Source organism: Paenibacillus bovis (assembly GCF_001421015.2).
Taxonomy (GTDB): domain Bacteria; phylum Bacillota; class Bacilli; order Paenibacillales; family Paenibacillaceae; genus Saccharibacillus; species Saccharibacillus bovis.
In genome coordinates, this window is record NZ_CP021170.1 from 19,656 (window position 1) to 39,154 (window position 19,499).

Consider the following 19,499-nt stretch of genomic DNA (forward strand, 5'->3'; position numbering starts at 1 on the left):
CAACAGAAAGAAGGTAAAAACGATGGAAAAACACAACATGTTGGCCATCTCTACGGCTCATATCGAGCCTACAGTGCTTGAAAAAATGAACAATGGGGAAAAGGTGGGCTGTATCTATTATGCGAAGGAAGGATATGGATTCTTTCTGCCGGTGGTGGATCTGCTGGATGAAAGTGCTGAACAACTGGCAGAATGCCTTGATCAGGCGATCGCACTTGCCCGCCGCGAAGGCTGCACCTTCCTGATGATTGACAGGGATGTGAGTGCCGTGGAGCAGCTGCCGGAGTATGAGCATGCCTGATACACTGCAATTTAAAAAAACGAACAGCAAAAAGGCATAATCGTTTGACGAGAACGATCATGCCGGGGCGAAAGCTTACGAGGCCATTCGCCCCACCATTTTATCATAAAGAGGTGGGAACTTGAAAGAGTTTGCCATGGAATACCCGTATTTTTCGACAACCGTCCCTTATGAACAAGAGGGCTTAATGCATATATTGGAAATGGTAAGCGCCGGGGTGCAGCAACAGAAACTACCCCAAAATTTACAAGTGTACAAGCTGGAATATTTGATTGGTCTGGATGCCATCACCCTGCGGCGGATTGGCAAGGGGATCGAGAAAGAACATCAGGCAGGCAAGCATATTGCCCTGATGGCTACCAAGCTGGATCAGTTTGATCAGCTGCTTGATCCGTTCCTACGGAATTGGATGCGCCTGCATTGTATCACGGTGACAAACAGCAATCTGCTGGGAGGTGGAGCCGAGTGAAGGCAGCCTTGATTTGGAACAAAGAAGAGCTGCGGGACTGGATCTACCGATTCCGGCAGAATGTAGCCAATCAATATGACCGCCGTCTCTACGCGGAGGAAATCACCCGCTGGGAACGAAGCGCGATTCATGAAGCCCTGACCTACCGCGGACAAAATGACCAGATCGATGACAGCACGATTGTCAGCACGGTGCAGCTGATCCTGCAAACCGCCGAAGAGTTCCGGAAATCGGAAGGGCTGACCGCTATGGAAGAAGATCCGCCGTGTTCCTTCTGTGAATGCGACGATGACGAAGATACCGGGTTTATCTGTTCCGAGTGCCGGGAGCGGTATGAAGAAGCGTCCCGTCCGGAAGAGTCCAGCAGCCATTTAGCGGCTGTACAGGGCGTCCTCCACGCGATCGAAGCCTTACAGGCAGAACGTTTACACTAAACCATGAGGCCAGCAGCAGACCCTGCTGCTGGCGATAAGGAGCGATTGAATAATGAATATCGACCACATTGCTGAGCTGCTGAAACAGGCGCATACGGAGCTACGCGTGGCTAAATATATGATCGACGGGCGAGAAATGAAGATTGAATTTATTCTTCCTGAACAGTGGGAAGAGCGCCATGAAGAGTACGCGATGGGGGTCAGTCATTACTGGGGCTGGGATGAACTGGATTTCGACGATGTAGATATCAGCTTGCCGGTGTACTGGGGCACCCGGTATGAAAAAATTCTGCACTATGTTCATGCCATTCAGACCGTTTCTAATGATCCGCTGCGGCTGGTTCATGTGCTAGCCAATCAAGCGCATCCCGAATGGGTATGTGTCCCGGGCAGCGCCGTGCCCCGGATAACTGCGACAGAACAGCCGTGGTGCGTGATCCGGGAAGATCGGAATATCAGCCTGCTGGCTGCGTACCCGCATTTGTCGCCGATCGCAGGACTACAGAAATTCATGCAGGATCGCGACTATGAATATATGGATGATGGGCCGACCGGTACCGACAATTTGGTCGTCGATCTGATCAATGAAGACGGCGAAGAGCTGCGCGTGTACGTGCAGTACGAGTATGACTTTGCTGGCTGATCATTCCAAAACGCTGCATCCACCAAGCCGGGACTTCCCGGCTTTTTCTTTTCCATCACCTAACGATCAACGATTTAAAAAGAGAGGTATCCTGAAATATGTATCCTTATAAACAACCATCGGCGCGAACCCTGCTTCGCCAATTTTTAACCAGATTCAAAAAACGCGGCTATATCGAAACCGCTAACGGCAAAGCCAATTTATATGCCGGATGTACCCGGCTATCTGTGCAGCTGCGCGCGGCAAGCAGCAGAAAACCTTTGACTCTTCCTTACCGGGCTATCCGGGCAGCTATTCATTATCTGTATGCTGTCCGCACTGTCACCCGTAGCGATCTGGAAGCGTTCAGCCGCGGCTATAACAGTGCCCTGCTGGGTATCCTGATTGAAATTGCCGGTAGCGCGGCGCGAATCCAGCGCACGGCATCGGGTCGGCTGCGTTTGTCTCTTCTTGGCATTCGCTACTACTTTGCCGGAGCCGACCGGTCGCCGCGAGACTTGACTATTGCGGCTCATAACGGGGCGCGTCACGTATTGTTCTCCTATGCCCACCTGCGCGGTCGCCGGGCATGGAAGCAGCATGTTCAGCGGCTTGGGCTCCGGGTACTGCTGGATTCCGGTGCGTTCTCGGTCTGGCGAGCGGCGCAGCAAGGCAAGGCGATCGCTCCTATCGATCTGGCAGCGTATATTTCGTTTATCCAAGAACACCAGGACGTGATTCAGGCATATTTCAACCTGGATGTGATTGGCGATCCTGCCGCGACCCGGCAGAATGCTGAGCAGATGCAGGCTGCCGGACTCCAGCCGATCCCGGTCTGGCATGCCGGTACCGATCTGCAGGAGCTGCAGCAGCTTATTCAGCAGGAACATCCGGTGATTGCTATCGGCGGGACAGTCGGTATGTCAGAGAAGCGGCGCAGGCGCATATTCCGCTGGGTATTCCGTTTGTATCCTGAGCAGAATTTTCACTTCCTTGGTGGCAGCAGCCGTCTTTTAACCGCCTTCCCTTGGTTTTCTGCGGACTCGACCGGTTGGCTGGTTGGCAGGAAGTATGGGGCACTTATCGATGCGCAGGGGCAGCGCAGGGCGCCGGAAATAAACGGGCTGCAAGCGACCGCACGGAATTGTCAGTATCTGGCCAGTCTCGAAGCGGCCGGATAAGCCGCCATACGATCGGTACCGGAAAGAAAGGGAAACGTCCGCAGCCGAGCCGTTTTGCGCGATAGACCAAAAAAGGGAACTTTAACCTGCCTTTTTCGCTTCTTCAGCTTGGATCATAAAACCCTAAATAACGCTGAGGCTCCTTATTTCATTATGAGTGACCGCAGCAGGGAAGGAATAGCACCTGACCAGCGCGTTCATATCACGATGAAGAAAGGGCGATCGATATGTATAAGATTAAGATTCAGAAGACAATCCAAAAAGGGAGGGGGTAGCTGTGAGCTGGAGTAAGCGCACCATGGTATGGATACAGGAGCGTGTACTGGCTTCGCTATTCATTCATTTGATAATTCTGCTGATCCGGTACTGGATTGAACATAGCAGGTAAACGCTAGAATGAAAGGCAAAAATAGGGGATGGGTTGGATAGAAGAATAGGGTATCCTTCAACAACGGAAGGTAGAATATGAGCGCTATCCATCCATTCCTTATTATATGTTACGGCCGGTATCCGGTTTAATAGGCAATCGAGTGGAATAGAAAAAAAGGGAAATCTGATAGATAAGCCCTATATCCATACGAAAAGGTGTATAATAATGGTAAATATGATATTTTATTGTATTGTATTTATTACATATCACGAGAGGAGTGATAGGCGTGTCCGCATCCTTCATAAGCGTGCTATTATATATAATAGTCATTTTGGCCATTATAGGTTTGATCAGTTTCTTTGTAACTAAAGCCGTTCGGAAAAACAAAAAGAACATCCAATAAAAAAAGACCAAGCCAGGTATGATCCTGAGCTTGGTCTTTTTTACTGATTATTAATTCCAGTTAACGACCATCCAACCTGAGCTTGAAACCGTAGTATACATGATCCAGCGTGAGCTGCCCAGCGGAACCCATGCATTATCAAACATTTCAGCAGTCACAGAAGCGTTAACTTCTGCAGGCAGGCTGGAAGTGGATACGGCACGAGTCACCTTCAGAGAAGGTGCAGAGAATTTCATGAAGGCACCCCAATAATCATGATTACGTGGGTTCGAAATTTTCCATTGAGAACCTGATTTTGCTAAATCGAATTGATAACTCATTTTAATAACGCCATATGTAACTTTAGACGTCCACACTCCTGCATATCCTTGGTTTGAGTCAGAGCCATTAGTAGAAATGCCTGATTTGCTTGGGGTAAACGTATTTGTAACGGTGTATTCGTTACCATTCTTGTCGGTATACTCTTTTGTTTCTTGGAACGGATGAATAGGATTCAGTGTACTTAAATCCTGTTCAATCTTCACATCCGGTTTGATAGCGGCAGCAGTGGCAGCAGGATCAGCTTCACTTGCGAATGCTGAACTTGCTGAAGTGACGGAGAGACCGAGAATAGCCATTAAAGCAAAACCTTTAAAAAACTTTTTCACGTGTAAACCTCCTCTTATATTGGAACTGCTTCTTAATTATAGTATAAATACCAATAATAACCAAATATTATTGTGTCTATTATGTGAAGTGGTGAAAAGGGTAGGGGGAATCATTAGGGTAGATTCGTTGGAAAGTCTGGAAGGAAGGCAGAATTAGAGGAGGTACTATGTACAAACGAGTGACGAAATGGGTGCTAACGATCGGCGCAATCTGTGTACTCTATATAGGTGTAGAAATCATACTTCTTTACAATCGTCATCCGACATTGTACTCCACGGTGAAACGCTTGCAGGCTCATGCTCCAGAAATCGAAGCGTATGGAGAAAAGTGGACGTATACAGATACGGAAAATGTAGATGAGAAAAAGTTAGAGAAGTTTACAGAAGGAGAAGGCGCGTACAAAGATCAAATGTATTTTTTTTCCGGTAGACCGGGTACTCCCGCCAATATTTATATTAAAAAACAAGGGACCGAATACTACCGATACATGCGTTCGACATTCATTTTTTTTCACGGCGTAGGCTGATTCAAGATAAGAAAAAGGCGCAGATCACACTGCGCCTTTTTCTTATTTCTTCTTTTTTTGCTCTTTTAGCTGCTGCCAGACTTGTTCTGCAGACTGAGTAAGCAGATAACCATCGATCCACCGCAGTTCCGAAGAGAATCGAAATTCCTGAGCGCTTAAATGGGTCTTCTGAAACTGCCGCCAGAGAGAGGGACGCATATTCGACACAGCCTGCTGCCGCATCTCTTTATTCGTGCATGACGCAAAGCTTGGCTCTTGCAAAAGAAATGCAGTGAATTTTTCAAGGATGCCGCTGCGGATCTGCTCGATCGTTTCTGAAATGAGATCGTCATCGATCGGTTCACCCAGCAGCTCCTCCGCAACTTTACGAGCACGTCCGGTAGTATCCAGCTGCTGGGCGACATATTGCAGTGCCTCGCTATATACGGTCATGGCAAGGGTCAGATGGGGAGAGAACAAATAGACGGTGATCTGGACCGGCTGCTGGTTACCTTCCACATCGAGACTTTGGTTCAGCGCTTCGATACGCTGTTCAAAAAGAGGGAGCTGCTCGGAAGAGAGGAGCAGCATCAGGTCCTGGATCTCCTCTTCACTGCTATCGATTATCGCACCTTCAGCCAGAGCATCCGATGCCAAAATACACTCTATGAATATAGGCTGCTTCTGAGCGGCTGCCAGCTGCACCATTTTGGTTAGATTCGGCTGCGTGGGTTTGAGAGTAGCATCTGGAACAAAGTCCGGGTTCTCTGTGTCCAGATCCTCAGGCCGGAAATAAATAACATGATGCAAAGCGGCCAATTCCTCCAGCGTGTGTATGATGTTGTGGGTTGTCAATTTCATTGAAAGGTACCCTCCTTCTTTAACTGCCACTACAAATAAATCTCCCATATATTTCATTTTCGTTCCCTAAGTAGGTCTTTAGGTGTAGAATAAAGAAGAATATCATAATTTTCTGATTATATTTTACTACTTTATTATCATGATGCATAGAAAATATTGGTAAATAACACAGAGCAACTTCATTGAAGGGAGAACATAGAACAAAAATGATACGCATTATGATGGCGGATGATAATCGGGATTTTGTAGAGATGCTGTCTGACTATATTAATGGGCAGCCCGATATGGAGATCATCGGGATCGGGGCAAACGGGGAAGATATTCTGCAAAAACTGGCGTTTGAAGCGGAAGATCCGCCGGACGTGCTTTTGCTGGACGTAATTATGCCGCATCTGGACGGCCTTGGCGTTCTGGAGCGCTTGCCGGAGCTGGATCTGCAGCCGGTCCCTCAGATTATCATGCTGACAGCGTTTGGCCAGGAACATATTACCCAGCGAGCGGTGGAGCTGGGTGCAGCTTACTACATGCTGAAACCGTTTGAACTCAACGTGCTGGGTAGCCGGATCCGTCAGCTGGTTGGGAATCAAAAAGCAGTAGAAACAGCGGAAAGAGCTGCAGCCAAAAAAGCGGCAGCCGGGAAAAAAAGAAAACCCCCGGTCAATATCGATGCAGAGATTACTTCATTGCTGAATGAAATAGGGGTACCTCCTCATCTGAAAGGCTTTCATTATCTGCGGGATGCCATCCATCTGGTATATCATAATATTGAAATGCTTGGTGCCATCACGAAACTACTGTATCCGCAGATCGCTGAAAAGTACCATAGCACACCCAGCCGAATTGAGCGAGGTATTCGTCATTCTATTGAAGTGTCCTGGACGCGAGGAAAACGCGAGGCCATCATTGACCTTTTTGGATACGAGCGAAAATTGAAAAAAACTAAGCCAACCAACAGCGAGTTTATTGCCGTGGTAGCCGATCAATTACGCGTTCAGCATGGTAAAATATGATATGAAAGTAATCATTTAGGAGGGTTTGAGATGATCAGAACAACATTGGATGTGAAATTACAAGAGTCTAAACATCATTATGAGCACATGATTCAATATGTAAACGAAAAAGATCTAACAAAATTAAAGTATGAAATCAGCGCATTTATAAATGCGGCAAGAAGTATTCTGCAATATGCACATAAAACCGCAAAGCAGCAAGACAAAGAAAATGTATATAAGGAGCTGGTTAGTGCTAACCCCACTTTGAAATTTTTTAAAGATTTACGAGATGAGAATATACACACCAAATTAGTAGAGGTTACCGCTCATGCAAATGCAGAGATAACCATGGGCTTTATCATAAGACAAGAAAATACAACCGATGAAGAAATAGAAGGAATTAAAGCAGAACAAGCCAATCAAACTCCACTCCAAACCAGAACCATAGAACAATACTTTTTTGATGAGAAGCCTGAGGAGGAAGTACTTCCTTTATGTGAAAAATATCTTGTGGAATTAGAAAAATTCACCGCAGAGGCGAAGGTCAAAGGAATCGCACCTGTCATATAAATCATTCTATAAAAAGTCGTCCTTTAGCCTGTTAGCATGAAAGCCAGGTAAAGGGCGACTTTTATAATCGATCAGTAATCCATAAAGTAAGCCGATCCGGAAGACGGCGGCGGGCTTTTCATAAACGGATCTTTATTCATTCTTACACTCTCCAGCGAATCGGGATCATCCCAAAGGATATGACCAGCTTCCTGAAGCGATTCTAAGCGCTTCATCAGTTCCGGCTGGCTCAACCCTGTCCGAGCTTTGAGAAGCGACCAGGGCGGCATGCTCCGGTGCTTGGTGTAGTGATTAAACAGGATCCGGTATAACTTTTGCTCTGCGTCATTAATCATGCTGTTCCTCCTTGCTGAAACGCTGCGTTCATTGATTCTATTCTTCCACGTATGTAATCACTTCATGTAGCTGTAATCCATACGTTTGACATAACCGATTTACAATCTCTAGTGATACATTCCCATCATACCATATGCGATTCGCTGTATCTTTTGAAATGTTAGCCTCTTGCAGCAGATCAAACCGACTTTTCTTCGACTTCGACGTGCCGAGCGTATTATAAAAAGCCCGAAAGGGCTCAAATGTAATCACAAGCATTCACTCACTTTTCTTCATAATGCTTTCACTATACCGAATTCAAGCACATCCGACTATGAAAGTGAATTTTTGACTGATATACCAGTCAAAAAGTGTGGTATTATATCCAGACTGACTGGTATATCAGTCAGAATATGAGTGCGATAGAAAGAGTGACCCCATGATTCAGATTCATTTATCTCCTACCGATCAACAGATGGAGCAGCAGTATGACTTAACCTCGATGCAGCCGCTGGAGCGATTAGAGGTAGTGAAGCAGCTGATCCACACTATAGTCATCGATGGCGGTTCTCTGGATGAGCTGCTGATCCATTACATAGACCGATTAAAGCAACATTATCAGTTTTATAGTGAAGAAGGAGCAACCCATTCGGATCTACAGATCGAGCCCGGTATCCATTTCGCTGCCCCGGCTCCAAAGCCCAAAATCCTGCTGCAGCAGATCCATAATGCAGATAAAGCGTGGACCGGCATCCTTTTTTCACACGATAACAAACGTCCGCGTTACCAAACGTATTACCGGTGTGAGTGTGGGAACAGTGAAACCACTTATGTCTATGAACGAACCAAATCTCTTCCCTGTAGAAATTGTCAAAAACGGATCTGCATTGAACCTGCTACAAACAAAGGGGTGCCCAAAAGGAAAGAAGATCTACAGCCATACCGTGATACCTTCGGGAATTACTATGTTGGTGGTCTTCAGATAGAAGAAAAGAATTAAATAACGCATATATGCACTTATTTAAAAATAATTAGTGCATATATGCGTTATTTATGTTATAATAGATTTAGGAGGTGAGGGAGTGAGTTGGATCGATGAAATGTCTACGGAAGAATTTCTGCTGACGATAAAACATTATATTGAAATCGGCAAGAAACAATTCATCCGGCGCAAAGGTCGAAACTATCGACAAGATTTAATCACGCTAGGAATTTATAGCATTGACGAGGTTTGGGAAGAAATTTTAAAGCTTCGGGTACGAGATGAATACAAACCACGAGAGCTCGACAGAGAATATCCCGACACACCGGTCTTCTTCTTCAAAAAAGAGTTGAATGGGAAAACAGCGTACATCAAATTAAAGTTCATGGCTGGACGCGGAGCGATTTGCTTATCGTTTCATCCAAGCGAGTAACAAGTAGCGAGTACATAACGGGAGTGTCTTCACTCCCTTATGCACCGCCCTAACAGCGGTGCCCTAAAGGAACTAGATAAATGACAAAATGAAGGATGTGACGATCAATTGATGAACATGTATTGTGATACCTGTCAACAAGATGTGGAACCTGTAAAAACAGAAACACAGCTGACCTATAATGTACGTGGTAAAGAAGTAACGTTTTTGGCTCAACAGCTGGTTTGTCCCGTATGTGAAAGTGAAATCGCCAATGATGAAGAAGATAATCGCATACTGAAAACGGCACAGCTGCAATATCGCCTGCAGCATGGCATGACCGGTGAGGAGATCCGGCAGGTTCGTCAGCAGTATACCAATGGCAAACAACCGATGAGCCGTGAACTGTTTTCCCAGCTTATCAATATCAGCAAAAGCGCTCTGCAAAAAAATGAGGATGAGGTAAATACTCCCTCCAAACAATTGCTCCGAGTCTATGCCGATCTGGAACTGCAGCCAGAGCTGATTGTTCATTACTTTAAGCTGCAGGAGCGTCATATGAGTGCCAAGGATGTGGAGAAAGTCCGGACGTTCTTGAATCCTTATCTGCAGCAAGCACAAAGCACAGAGCAGCTGCTGTCGGATCATTACGCGCCTTTTGCCTTGACGGAGCAAAGCGGATATACCCGCTTGAATGTGGAGAAACTCAAGCAAATGGTTCTATACTTCACCCGGCGCGGACCGGTGCAGCATCAGCTGGGCATTATGCTCTGGCTGGCAGATATGCGCTACTTTAGCCAGGAGACGGTCGGCATCAGCGGACTACCGTATACACGGACATCGGTAGGACCGGCGCCGCTGGATTACCGGTTGCTGCTGGCACACCTGGAACACGCAGGTATCATTCGCATCGATGAAACTGCCGATCATAACGGCTGGAGTGTCCAGCATGTGTTCCCGGAAGGCGTGTACGATAAGGATCTACTCGCTGAAGACGAATGGGAAGTGATCCGGTGGGTGGACGAAGAGCTGCTGTATACCAGTTATGGGGAGCTGCAGAACCGGCTGACGCAATGGGTGCCCGCTGCTTGGAAACATGCCCCCCTGCTGCAGCCGGTGAGCTATAAAGTGGCCATGGAGTTACCTGCAGGTCTGGCGGCAGCCTCTACGGAGGGTGTGAGCAACCATCCTTCTGCGGACCACGCTACTAAAGCACGATCCGGAAACACTGCGATGACGTATTACATGAATATTCAAACCGGTGAGCTGCGTACACAAACAGAGTTTACAGGGAATATCGATTATTCGGATTGGATCAACATTCCATTTTATGACTATGTGGGCTTGGCGAAGGCAGAAAAAGAGCATGGCCAGCCAAGCGCTGATTATATGGATCTGGTTCGCTCGGTCTACCGGCGTTCGCAAGAAGACGGGGAGGAATAAGATGGGGGATTATACGGGGATCCGCTGCAAAGTAGTCTTAAAGCCTGCTTTTATTCCTTGGATCACCACATTGGTTGACGGAGATGGGAAGTGGAGCGATCTTGGGTTTGCTGCTACAGATCATCTGGCGCAGCTGAGCCGCGGAACCGAACTGGGCAAAAACGAGATCGGTAGTGCCTATATGCCTGAAGAATGGACCACGCCTGACGCCCAGGCTGCCTGCTGCAATCGGGTAGAGCAGGGGATATGGACATTTCAAATGGATCTTAAAGAGGAAGAGGATGAAGTAGATTGGTTTATCCAGCAGGTGATTCCGCTGATTGCTGAAAAGACGCTGTGGCTTGAAGTATTCCGCGCGTATGAGCCGTATACGCACAGCACGCTATACACCTATGCCCAAGAAGCGTGGAGCCTATCCACGGGGCCGCAGTACCGCTGGCAGGGAGCAGAAGATCCCTTTGCGATCAGCAATGAAAACGAACTGAAAAACGGTTATGTATGAAGCCATTTCAATATACGATTCGCGCTGACAATCGCGGTACCGGTCAGCTGCCGGCTCACTGGTTTTGCTATCCGGATGAAGCTTCTTCGACATCGGCCTGGCTGCAGCTGATCCAGCAAAGCGGGATCTGGTATCCCCATTCTTTCCAACTGCAGTTGTACGAGGGCGACCGGCTGCTGAATACAGCGCAGTGCGGCTACATCGATCTTTTCCTGCACCGGGAACGAATGGGGCTATCGTTTACGCCGCAGGCTGCCGGCACGGAACTGAGTCTGTATGTCGTGCATGCGGATCTGCAGGGCGAGTATTACCGCTTTGTTTCTCTGGATCGTCCGCCGCTTTCCATCCTGGCTTGTCATGAGGTCGACCAGGTCCGTATCCGCCTGGAGGCAGACGGCTGGCATTTTGCACCTGGCTCTGCAGAAGTACATCCGATCGAAAGTCTGCTGATCGAGGCAAAACACACCGTTCGGATCATCGAATGGTAGTCTATTCCCCTATTGCGTCAAGCCCTTTAAGGTGCTTGGCGCTTTTTTGTGAGCCCAAAGCCCTGAAAAATCGTGTCCATAAAGTACGTTTAACATTTGCCAAATCCCATTCAAGCGGTTGTTCATCGTATATCCTAAAGAGATGGCACAAATAAATGGAGGATAGCGATGAACGGAGAAAAGTGGGACCAATGGATTGTACAATTCTTAAAATGGACAGAGGAACGATTTAGGATCGCTCACCAGATCCTGTGGAACGCCTTCCTGATCGTATCGATCATACTTGCTGTACTTGGGCTACTGCTAGACCTTGTAATTAAAGTGACTTCCTTGGTGTATCTATTTTTCTGAATCCATTCAAAAAAACGACTTCCATGATGGGAGTCGTTTTTTATATCAGCGCTATTAGGTTCTACTTTGGATACTGCTTCCTACGTACTCCCTTATTCAGAGGGCTCGTCAGGGATGATTTCAAAAAGCTGATGAAAGCTTTCCAGCTCGAACAGCTCATACAGTTTTTCAATATGCTCGGCCTTAAATGTGATGGCAGTGCCGTTATTGTAATCCCGTAGTGTGTTATATCGAATCCCTGCAATAGAACCGAGTTGATTCAGGTTCCCCATCCGCTTAAATTCTGTTTCTATCAGTTCGGTTAATCTCATGCGAACCGCCATTTTTCATCACCCGTACTGATCATACGTTATCAAAGTGCTCTCTTGCAAGCCTTTCTCGTCAATCATAAACGAATTATGATCATTTAATAGTCATTATTTGACTAAAATATAGTCATAATTCGTTGACTTCGGATTCAAACAGGGGTATATTTATATAGGTAGAAACGAAGTCAACCATTCAAAGATTGCGAGGCCATTTGAAAGTATGAATTGTGAAATCATGATCGAAACGCAGCTGGAAAGAGGGCAGCAGGACGAGCTGCTGCCGCTGGATCAGTACGACAAGGTACTAATCGCCGAATCCGCTGGAAAAGACTCTATGGCCTGCCTGTTCCATATGCTGGATCTGGGTATTCCCAAGGAAAAAATCGAGCTGTGGCACCAATCCATCGATGGGGGAGGGGAGCAGCATACCGAATTTCTGGACTGGCCCGTGACCGAAAGCTATATCGAAGCAGTCGGGCAGTTGTATGGTATCAAAACCACCTACCAGTGGCGATCCCACGGGATCTACGGGGAACTGCTCCGGCAGGACTCGTTGACCGGGGATGTCTACCATCTGGAAGACGGCGAAATCCGGCACTGGCCCACCACAAGGGGCAAGCGCTCGACGCGCCGCCGCTGGCCGGCCATGTCGGCGGATCTGCGCACCCGCTGGTGCTCAGCGTACGCGAAGATTGATGTGTTTGCCCGGGTACTGAGTAATCATCCAGACTACCAGGGCAGCAAAGAAAAGCCGCTGAATATCCTGGTCGTCAGCGGCGAGCGGCGAGAAGAATCCGCCAACCGCGCCCGGTACCATGAAGTGGAGCTGCATCGATGCAGCAATAAAAAACGCCGGGTCCACGCCTGGCGCCCGGTGATCGACTGGTCCGAGCGCCAAATCTGGGATGTGTATGAAAAACGCCGCTTCCTACCGCACCCAGCGTACCTGCTGGGCTGGAACCGCACCAGCTGCTTTGGCTGTATCTTCTCAACAGCAGATCTGTGGGCGATGATGCGCGAAATTGCGCCGGATCGCTTTGATCGGCTCGTTCGGATGGAGAAAGAGCTGCAGCACACTATCGATCCCAAATGGACGCTGGAAGAAAAAGCGAATCTGGGGTCGTTAAAACGACTGCCGACTGATGCCCGGCTGAGTCGCTGGGTGGAGCTCGCTTTAAACCGCAGCTTTGTAGCCAGTGATCTGATCATGGAAGCCTGGGAGCTTCCGGCAGGAGCGATGCGAGGCGCGGCAGGCGGTCCGGGATAATGAAGAAGTTAAAGCGCTTAAAGATAGAAACGAAAGGAATGTACCACGTGAAAAACGCTTATGTTGTACGTCAGCTGGATCGCGGTGTGGCTACCGCGGTGCGGCAGTATCTGCAGCGCCTGTACCGGCACACTGCCTTTTATATTCAGCCTACGGTCGATCCGGGTGTGATCCGGATCGAGTGGGTAGACGGTCCGCTCGAAGATGATCTTCAATCCTGTATTCAATTTTTCAAAGGATCGAAGTTTTTGCATAAAGGAAAGATTGGGTATGATCGCACCTATACATTGGATCATACGACGTATGAAACCAGTAATATCATTCAGTTTGAATGTCGCCGCAGCTATTCACCTGAGCGCAAAAGACTGCTGCGAAAGTGTGTAGAGGAGTTTATCGGCCCGTGCACATCGGAACTGCAGTACGTACATATGGAGCACGATTTATTCCATATCCACGTGTTGGATGCATGCGGGCTGCAGCGTAGCGATATTGAAACGGCCTGGTTTACGGAAAGACAATAAGGAAGGCGAGGAGCAGGGGCTGCTGCCGATCGGCAGCTTGATCGCTCTGCTCACTCGGCACTATCCATATATATTTCTTCAAACAACGAATTAATAAACGTTAAATCAAGGAGGAACCGATTTGGCTCCATTTAAAGTAAACACGCAGAAAACGATCGCTCTTTTGTTCGGAGGAATTGGCGGTGCCACCCTGGGCTATATGAGTTCTCGGGTCGAGTACGGCGGTCACATCCATTCCTTTAACGTTCTATGCTCGATCGACAGTGATCCTGTCGCATGCATGAATCATGATCTAATCACCGGCGAACCGACCTCCGTATGCATGGATCTGTTTAAACGCTGGCAGTACACGGCCTGGCACGGCTGCGCTCCGCCGCCCGAATGGCAGGAAGTCACGCCTGCAGATCTATGGAAAGCTTTTCAGTATCAGGTCCCGGACTTCTTGTTCAGCTCACCGCCCTGTAAGGGGCTGAGCGGGCTGCTGCCCAACGAGAAAGCCAAGTCAGACAAATACCAGGCGCTCAACTATTTGACCGTTCACGGGCTGGAACTGGCGCTTCGGGCCTGCGATGAATACGGCGGCAAGGTACCCGGCGTGATCCAGCTCGAGAATGTACCGCGGATTACCACAAGAGGCGCGTCGCTGCTGAAACAAATCAAAAAGCTGCTGATCAAGTACGGCTATGCCGTCAGTATCCGTCCGGATCACAACCTGGGCGAAATCGGCGGGCTGGGACAGAACCGGGTTCGCTTCCTGATCATGGCCCGGCACGAAACCCAGGTCCCGAACTTTATTGAGTATCCGGAGAAAAAACCGCTGCGCTCGATCGGCGACGTTCTCAAAGACCTGCCGTATCCCGGGGATGTTGGCGCCGGTGGCCCGCTTCATCGACTGTCAAAGCTGCAGTTTAAAACCTGGATGCGCCTGGCCTTGATTCCGGCAGGCGGCGACTGGCGGGATCTGCAAACGGTGGATTACCAGAACCTGCGCGTGATGCATGAGCCGCGACGAGGCGCCTTTGAAGTCGCCGCCTGGGAAAACACCAGCCGAACCGTCACCAGCTCGTCCGGACCCGGGCAAAGTAACGGGGTCACGTCGGTTGCCGACCCTCGCTCGCAGCACGAGGACCATCTACCGGTGTTCCGTGTGCAGCCGGCGGGCGGTGCCGGTGATCTGCAGAGCGCAGATATCGCGAATCCGAACCTGAGCGAGCGTTCCAGCCGACATGCAGCTACGTACCGGATTGTCCGGATGCATGAACCGGCTCCATGCGTGACTGGTACTCGCTTCGGAAGCGGGGCGCTGGCGATTGCAGACATGCGTGTAAACACCAAGCTGATGCCGGACAGTTACGGCGTACAAGACTGGGAAGAAACGGCCAAAACGGTCCGCTCCGCGAACCGCACGATGCAAGCGGCAGCTGCCGTGGCAGATCCATGCATCAAAGATCGCCCTGGGCGCTATACCGACAAATTCCGGATGCAAGATGCCGGGCTGCCGGCAGCGACCGTCACCGGTGTGACTGACGTGCAAAGCGGCGCCCAGCTGATTGCAGATCCGGCACTGGGAAATTCCCCTCGCTCGGGTACCTTCGGCGTACAGGACTGGCAGGAAACCGGCAAAACGGTCACCGGCAGCGCCGATGTGCATGCATCCGCAGCTGCGATCGCCGATCCCCGCCCGATCCCGCAGGATACGGACCGCGGCGTGTACATGATCATTGCCGAAGACGGTACCTGGCATCGGCCGCTGACCACGTATGAGCTGGCCATGCTGCAGTGCTTCCCGGCGCATCTTCCGGACGGCAGACCGTTCCAACTGATCGGCTGCGCGGATGCCAAGGCGCGGGAGTATATCGGCAACGCCGTACCTAAAGATAGCGCCATGGAAATGGGGAATGTGGTTTTACTTGCCCTGGCGCAGGCCGAGGCAGGAGATCACTTCTCCATGTCCTGGAATGAAGTATGGGTCGCGCCAGAAGAAAATCAACCGGAAGCGATGGTACACTAACCGATTGGAATAAAGGAGAATTTGCGATGACAAGTCAGCTGGAACGATTAAATGACATGGTGGTTACGCAATGCCGCGTTTGGGGTCCCCATATTGAATATATCTTGGTCTCCAATTGCGTGGCGAACGTCGATACGCTTTTCGCCTTGGGGCTTAGCGTCAACGAGATTAGCCGGATACAAGAGTATGCGAAAGCACTCTTCACTGAAAATGTGCTGGAAATAAGCGCTACCGCCTTCAAATACACCAACGCCAAGTGGTTTGATCCGAATCGGAACCAGTTCGTGGAGTACGGCTATGAAGAGCGCTTCCAGTCACATTACAATCCTTTTGCCGAACTGATCACCGAAGAAGAACGGAGGCAGCTGCCGGCAGACACGCAGCAGCTCCTCTCCCTGATGACCAGCTACTTTGCTTTAGTGGATTTTGTCACCGAAGAACGCGAACGCGTTGCAGAATCCAAAAAGCATGCCGCTGATCCGTATACCAATGATCTGCTCCTCCTTCGGGAAAACACGAATGTCTTTGATCATAACATCCACCGATTATCGTATTTGATGCAGCCGATTCATACTTACCTGAACAGAGACCGCAATGGAAAGCCTGTTCCGAAGGAAGACGAGCACATTATTCGGTGCCTGCTGGAAAGCTACCTGCAGATGAGTGAAGTCCTGCTGCAGCCCGGGCTGTATCATGCACCGGTCAAGCATCATCTGCAGCGGGAAAGCGAAGTCGCTGCGTTCTTAAAACAGTTGGACTGAAAACAGGGCAGTAGGCTGTGTCGGGTGTTCAAACCAAATCAATCGATCAGGGAGGAATTATCAATGAGTACTTTAATCAAAGGGGATCAGGTTGTCATGACGGGCTGCGGGGAGGCAGAAGAGCCAGAAAATCAGGGTGTCGTATGGACCTGTGAAGGGGATTCTTACCGCGGAGGAAGCCAGGAACGCGTCTTTTTGGAAGGCTACGGTCCTAGCTTTATGGTGAGCTGCCTGCGAAAAGCGACGCCGGAAGAAATCGAGAAGTATGCGGCCCGGCCGAAAGAATCGGCACCTGCTTCCCTGGTCTATCAAAGCGTCATCTGCGGTATTCCTGGAGCTACATGGGAAACGCCGGAAGAAGCGCTGGCTGACATTGTGGAACATCTGGCTACGGCGGCGGATTTGCCGTTTAATCCGGAGGATATCCATAAGATTATTCAGCTCCACATGGCTGCCCTGATTCTCCCACCATTTAAAACAGCGGATTACCCGGTTACTCTGAATCTGTTCAGCACAGCTTACCAACTGATTATTTTACAAAGCTGCGCTGCCCAAACCGGTAAATGAATACGTAAAGAAAAGGAACGAACCTATGCTACCCGATCATTTGAAAAACCCTGCTGGTATTATCCAGTACTACAACCGGAAGGAGAACGCTTTTATGAAAATGTCTATCTTTGTCTCCAAAGCGCACTGCCCGTCATGCAATCATTCGGTCTTCGAACTGCAGCAGGCGCTGCTGGAGACCTGCCCCTATTGCGGTCAGCAGCTGAGCGAGAACGATCATCAGCAGCAAACCCATCCCACTTACCAATTGACGATGGATCCGCAACACGGCACGTTGCTGCTGGCCAAACAAGAAGCATAAGCAAAGCACCAGCAGCGATGCTCCAGATTTAAATCAATGCATTTCAGATAACAACAAGTAAACGATTATAAAGGAGGAAGGCATATGGCCCTGCAGCAACCGCTTCAGCAAGATGGATACCGGGCTGCCTGGCTGCAGCAGTTTCGCGCAGTCAGCTACCGGCACGGGGAATGGAAAGTGTTTCAGGATTTTGTCCGGGTCAGCTCCTGCGTGATATCCAACACCCTGGATCACCACGCCTATCCGATCCGGGAACAAGAATACCTGGCGCTGATCCAGCAGTACAGTCCGGCAGAGCAAGAAAAAATAGCTAAACTGCATGCCCTGCTGTATATGGCTTACCAGGAGCAGCCTGGCCAGGATTTCCTTGGCAGCATGTATGAGGAGCTGAGGCTGACGAGCGACCGGCTGAGTCAGTATTTTACGCCTTATCCAGCGGCATCGGTGATGGCGGCAGGCGTGCTGCAGGCATATGCTGCTTTGCCTGAAGGTGAGGAAATCCATCATACGGACCCGGCCTGCGGATCAGGCGTGATGCTGATCGCTTTATTCAATCACTGCCAGGAGCAGCGTATCCCGGCGAGCCAGCTACTGCTGCAGGGACAGGATTTGGATCCGGTGGTCGCCCGGATGTGTTATATACAGCTTTCCATGCTGCGCTGCGCCGCTGTGATCAGTATTGGAGACAGCCAAACCGGCGCCTGCGGGCTGCACAGTGCCGGCGAAAAGTGGTTGACGCCAGAATACCTGGGCTCGGCCTGGCTGGCTCGGCGGCAGCAGCGTGGCTGGCTGACCATAGAAAGGAGAATACAGGCATGAAATACGACTTCAGATCGTTTAATCGATTAACCGGGGAGACGCTATACACCGAGCAGCTGATGCAGATCGGAGCGCTGTATCCGCTGCTGCAGGGGCAGGCGCTTGAAGACTTCTCACCGCTGGACTTTTGCATCGCTGAAGCAAGAGCGACGCGTCCGAATATCTATGCGCGGGATATCCTCACCACGGAGCAGTACCCTACCCGCGAGAACGACAAGTATTACTACGTGATCTTGCCGGGGGACGCCGGTTACGAGGCGGTGTTGGTCCGCAAGGAGGGCATGGGCGGCGGTGAGGCGGGCACTGTTCACCCATTGTCTGCAGTCCTGAAAGAATCCGGTCGCGTAACCGTGGTGGGCAACCTGGAGCAGGACGTAGATTTAATCCTGGAGCAAGACCTTGAAATATGCGAAGGCGAGTAACCGGCGAAGTGACGTCAAATGAGAGGAGTTTTTAATATGGAACGATTGCAACCAGGGGATAGCATTATGCACGGCATGGATCAGCTGGAACTGACAGCGATCCAGCCGAACCAGAACCGCTACCAAGCAAAAGGAATAAGCGGCTGGCTCTACGGAGCCGATCGGTTAGTAAAACGCGAGTCGGAAGAGTATATCGGAGCGCTGGAGTCTGAAAACGGCGTCCTCCGAGAACTTCTTGCCGCGCGAAATGACCGGCACCGGGCGGTCCGCGGAGAGACTGTAACGATTACAGCAGGGGTGCCTAAAGTGCCAGCTGCAGTAACCGGTACCGAGTGGGTAGTGACCCTTTCCCATTACAACTACATTCTGGCTACTCATCCGGATCACGGCATGAAAGCTTTTGATCATGACAGTTACGAGATCCGGGCGGCGATCGATGCTGCGCTACCCTGGGTACCGTATGATCCAGCAGATCCGCCAGCCTTTGATCTGGACTACTTGGTCACTGACGGATATAACAACTATGAGCTCGCTCGGATGAGCTTCTATCAAGAAGGACCGATCTGGTCGCTTCCGGACGACACGGCTATTTTTGCTTCAAAAGACGTACTGTACTATTTGCCGCTGTCTCAGCCAGTAGGAAAATAAAAGCCAAAATTCATAGGCCGAAGGA

General features: G+C 49.7%; 27 protein-coding genes. 22 read left to right on the forward strand and 5 right to left on the reverse strand.

The window, feature by feature from the left end:
* The first annotated feature begins 22 nt into the window (after positions 1 to 22).
* The 5 genes from AR543_RS23155 to AR543_RS23175 all read left to right on the forward strand — a co-directional run bounded on the left by AR543_RS23155 (position 23) and on the right by AR543_RS23175 (position 3,007).
* Positions 23 to 301 carry a DUF5983 family protein gene (locus AR543_RS23155; protein ID WP_087071353.1) on the forward strand — a complete coding sequence of 93 codons (279 nt, stop codon included), beginning with the start codon at positions 23 to 25 and terminating at the stop codon, positions 299 to 301.
* A gap of 250 nt (positions 302 to 551) precedes the next feature.
* Complete coding sequence (locus tag AR543_RS23160; protein WP_158524016.1) at positions 552 to 770, forward strand: hypothetical protein; 219 nt, start codon at positions 552 to 554, stop codon at positions 768 to 770.
* On the forward strand, positions 767 to 1,204 hold the full coding sequence (locus tag AR543_RS23165) for a hypothetical protein (RefSeq protein WP_087071355.1): 438 nt from the start codon (positions 767 to 769) through the stop codon (positions 1,202 to 1,204). Before AR543_RS23160 ends, AR543_RS23165 begins: the two co-directional genes overlap by 4 nt.
* Positions 1,205 to 1,256: 52 nt before the next feature.
* Entirely contained in the window at positions 1,257 to 1,847 is a 591-nt protein-coding gene (locus AR543_RS23170; RefSeq protein ID WP_087071356.1) for a hypothetical protein, read from the forward strand.
* 98 nt (positions 1,848 to 1,945) lie between these two features.
* Positions 1,946 to 3,007: a hypothetical protein gene (locus AR543_RS23175; protein ID WP_087071357.1), complete on the forward strand. Its 1,062-nt coding sequence runs from the start codon at positions 1,946 to 1,948 to the stop codon at positions 3,005 to 3,007.
* Between the two features lie 823 nt (positions 3,008 to 3,830).
* Here the strand turns inward: AR543_RS23175 and AR543_RS23185 are convergent.
* Positions 3,831 to 4,427, reverse strand: coding sequence for a hypothetical protein (locus AR543_RS23185; protein ID WP_087071359.1), 597 nt, complete (start codon positions 4,425 to 4,427; stop codon positions 3,831 to 3,833).
* A gap of 167 nt (positions 4,428 to 4,594) precedes the next feature.
* Here AR543_RS23185 and AR543_RS23190 point away from each other — a divergent pair, with 167 nt between their 5' ends.
* Positions 4,595 to 4,954, forward strand: a complete 360-nt coding sequence (locus AR543_RS23190) for a hypothetical protein (RefSeq protein ID WP_087071360.1) — start codon at positions 4,595 to 4,597, stop codon at positions 4,952 to 4,954.
* A 42-nt stretch (positions 4,955 to 4,996) separates the two neighbouring features.
* On the opposite strand, the gene AR543_RS23195 is transcribed toward AR543_RS23190, so the two are convergent.
* Complete coding sequence (locus AR543_RS23195) at positions 4,997 to 5,794, reverse strand: hypothetical protein (RefSeq protein ID WP_087071361.1); 798 nt, start codon at positions 5,792 to 5,794, stop codon at positions 4,997 to 4,999.
* A gap of 206 nt (positions 5,795 to 6,000) precedes the next feature.
* Here AR543_RS23195 and spo0A point away from each other — a divergent pair, with 206 nt between their 5' ends.
* Together spo0A and AR543_RS23205 are read left to right on the forward strand one after the other, a co-directional pair.
* Positions 6,001 to 6,804 carry a sporulation transcription factor Spo0A gene (spo0A, locus tag AR543_RS23200; RefSeq protein ID WP_087071362.1) on the forward strand — a complete coding sequence of 268 codons (804 nt, stop codon included), beginning with the start codon at positions 6,001 to 6,003 and terminating at the stop codon, positions 6,802 to 6,804.
* Positions 6,805 to 6,834: 30 nt separating this feature from the next.
* Positions 6,835 to 7,356 (forward strand): hypothetical protein, encoded by a 522-nt coding sequence (locus AR543_RS23205; protein ID WP_087071363.1) that lies wholly within the window; start codon positions 6,835 to 6,837, stop codon positions 7,354 to 7,356.
* Positions 7,357 to 7,427: 71 nt separating this feature from the next.
* Here AR543_RS23205 and AR543_RS23210 read toward each other — a convergent pair whose 3' ends face one another.
* Together AR543_RS23210 and AR543_RS25080 are read right to left on the reverse strand one after the other, a co-directional pair.
* Entirely contained in the window at positions 7,428 to 7,691 is a 264-nt protein-coding gene (locus AR543_RS23210) for a hypothetical protein (RefSeq protein ID WP_087071364.1), read from the reverse strand.
* Positions 7,692 to 7,728: 37 nt separating this feature from the next.
* Positions 7,729 to 7,950: a helix-turn-helix domain-containing protein gene (locus AR543_RS25080; protein ID WP_087071365.1), complete on the reverse strand. Its 222-nt coding sequence runs from the start codon at positions 7,948 to 7,950 to the stop codon at positions 7,729 to 7,731.
* Positions 7,951 to 8,110: 160 nt separating this feature from the next.
* Between AR543_RS25080 and AR543_RS23220 the strand changes: the two genes are divergently transcribed.
* From AR543_RS23220 to AR543_RS23240, 5 genes are all read left to right on the forward strand, one after another.
* Entirely contained in the window at positions 8,111 to 8,671 is a 561-nt protein-coding gene (locus tag AR543_RS23220) for a hypothetical protein (RefSeq protein WP_087071366.1), read from the forward strand.
* Positions 8,672 to 8,753: 82 nt separating this feature from the next.
* On the forward strand, positions 8,754 to 9,086 hold the full coding sequence (locus AR543_RS23225) for a hypothetical protein (protein ID WP_087071367.1): 333 nt from the start codon (positions 8,754 to 8,756) through the stop codon (positions 9,084 to 9,086).
* A gap of 144 nt (positions 9,087 to 9,230) precedes the next feature.
* Positions 9,231 to 10,508: a hypothetical protein gene (locus AR543_RS23230; protein ID WP_158524018.1), complete on the forward strand. Its 1,278-nt coding sequence runs from the start codon at positions 9,231 to 9,233 to the stop codon at positions 10,506 to 10,508.
* 1 nt (position 10,509) lies between these two features.
* Positions 10,510 to 11,010: a hypothetical protein gene (locus AR543_RS23235; protein WP_087071369.1), complete on the forward strand. Its 501-nt coding sequence runs from the start codon at positions 10,510 to 10,512 to the stop codon at positions 11,008 to 11,010.
* Entirely contained in the window at positions 11,007 to 11,498 is a 492-nt protein-coding gene (locus AR543_RS23240) for a hypothetical protein (RefSeq protein ID WP_087071370.1), read from the forward strand. Before AR543_RS23235 ends, AR543_RS23240 begins: the two co-directional genes overlap by 4 nt.
* Before the next feature lie 443 nt (positions 11,499 to 11,941).
* On the opposite strand, the gene AR543_RS23250 is transcribed toward AR543_RS23240, so the two are convergent.
* Positions 11,942 to 12,172 (reverse strand): hypothetical protein, encoded by a 231-nt coding sequence (locus AR543_RS23250; protein ID WP_087071372.1) that lies wholly within the window; start codon positions 12,170 to 12,172, stop codon positions 11,942 to 11,944.
* Between the two features lie 205 nt (positions 12,173 to 12,377).
* On the opposite strand from AR543_RS23250, the gene AR543_RS23255 reads away from it, so the two are divergent.
* From AR543_RS23255 to AR543_RS23295, 9 genes are all read left to right on the forward strand, one after another.
* Positions 12,378 to 13,424 (forward strand): phosphoadenosine phosphosulfate reductase domain-containing protein, encoded by a 1,047-nt coding sequence (locus AR543_RS23255; protein WP_087071373.1) that lies wholly within the window; start codon positions 12,378 to 12,380, stop codon positions 13,422 to 13,424.
* Positions 13,425 to 13,471: 47 nt separating this feature from the next.
* Positions 13,472 to 13,945, forward strand: coding sequence for a hypothetical protein (locus tag AR543_RS23260; RefSeq protein WP_087071374.1), 474 nt, complete (start codon positions 13,472 to 13,474; stop codon positions 13,943 to 13,945).
* A gap of 121 nt (positions 13,946 to 14,066) precedes the next feature.
* Positions 14,067 to 15,956 carry a DNA cytosine methyltransferase gene (locus AR543_RS23265; protein WP_087071375.1) on the forward strand — a complete coding sequence of 630 codons (1,890 nt, stop codon included), beginning with the start codon at positions 14,067 to 14,069 and terminating at the stop codon, positions 15,954 to 15,956.
* A 26-nt stretch (positions 15,957 to 15,982) separates the two neighbouring features.
* Positions 15,983 to 16,717: a hypothetical protein gene (locus AR543_RS23270; protein WP_087071376.1), complete on the forward strand. Its 735-nt coding sequence runs from the start codon at positions 15,983 to 15,985 to the stop codon at positions 16,715 to 16,717.
* A 63-nt stretch (positions 16,718 to 16,780) separates the two neighbouring features.
* Complete coding sequence (locus tag AR543_RS23275) at positions 16,781 to 17,284, forward strand: hypothetical protein (RefSeq protein ID WP_087071377.1); 504 nt, start codon at positions 16,781 to 16,783, stop codon at positions 17,282 to 17,284.
* A gap of 94 nt (positions 17,285 to 17,378) precedes the next feature.
* Complete coding sequence (locus AR543_RS23280; RefSeq protein ID WP_087071378.1) at positions 17,379 to 17,585, forward strand: hypothetical protein; 207 nt, start codon at positions 17,379 to 17,381, stop codon at positions 17,583 to 17,585.
* A gap of 84 nt (positions 17,586 to 17,669) precedes the next feature.
* On the forward strand, positions 17,670 to 18,404 hold the full coding sequence (locus AR543_RS23285) for an N-6 DNA methylase (RefSeq protein ID WP_087071379.1): 735 nt from the start codon (positions 17,670 to 17,672) through the stop codon (positions 18,402 to 18,404).
* Positions 18,401 to 18,826: a hypothetical protein gene (locus tag AR543_RS23290; protein WP_087071380.1), complete on the forward strand. Its 426-nt coding sequence runs from the start codon at positions 18,401 to 18,403 to the stop codon at positions 18,824 to 18,826. Before AR543_RS23285 ends, AR543_RS23290 begins: the two co-directional genes overlap by 4 nt.
* Positions 18,827 to 18,862: 36 nt before the next feature.
* The gene (locus AR543_RS23295; RefSeq protein ID WP_145953956.1) at positions 18,863 to 19,474 is read left to right on the forward strand and encodes a hypothetical protein; all 612 of its coding nucleotides are present in this window, start codon (positions 18,863 to 18,865) and stop codon (positions 19,472 to 19,474) included.
* Positions 19,475 to 19,499 lie beyond the last annotated feature (25 nt).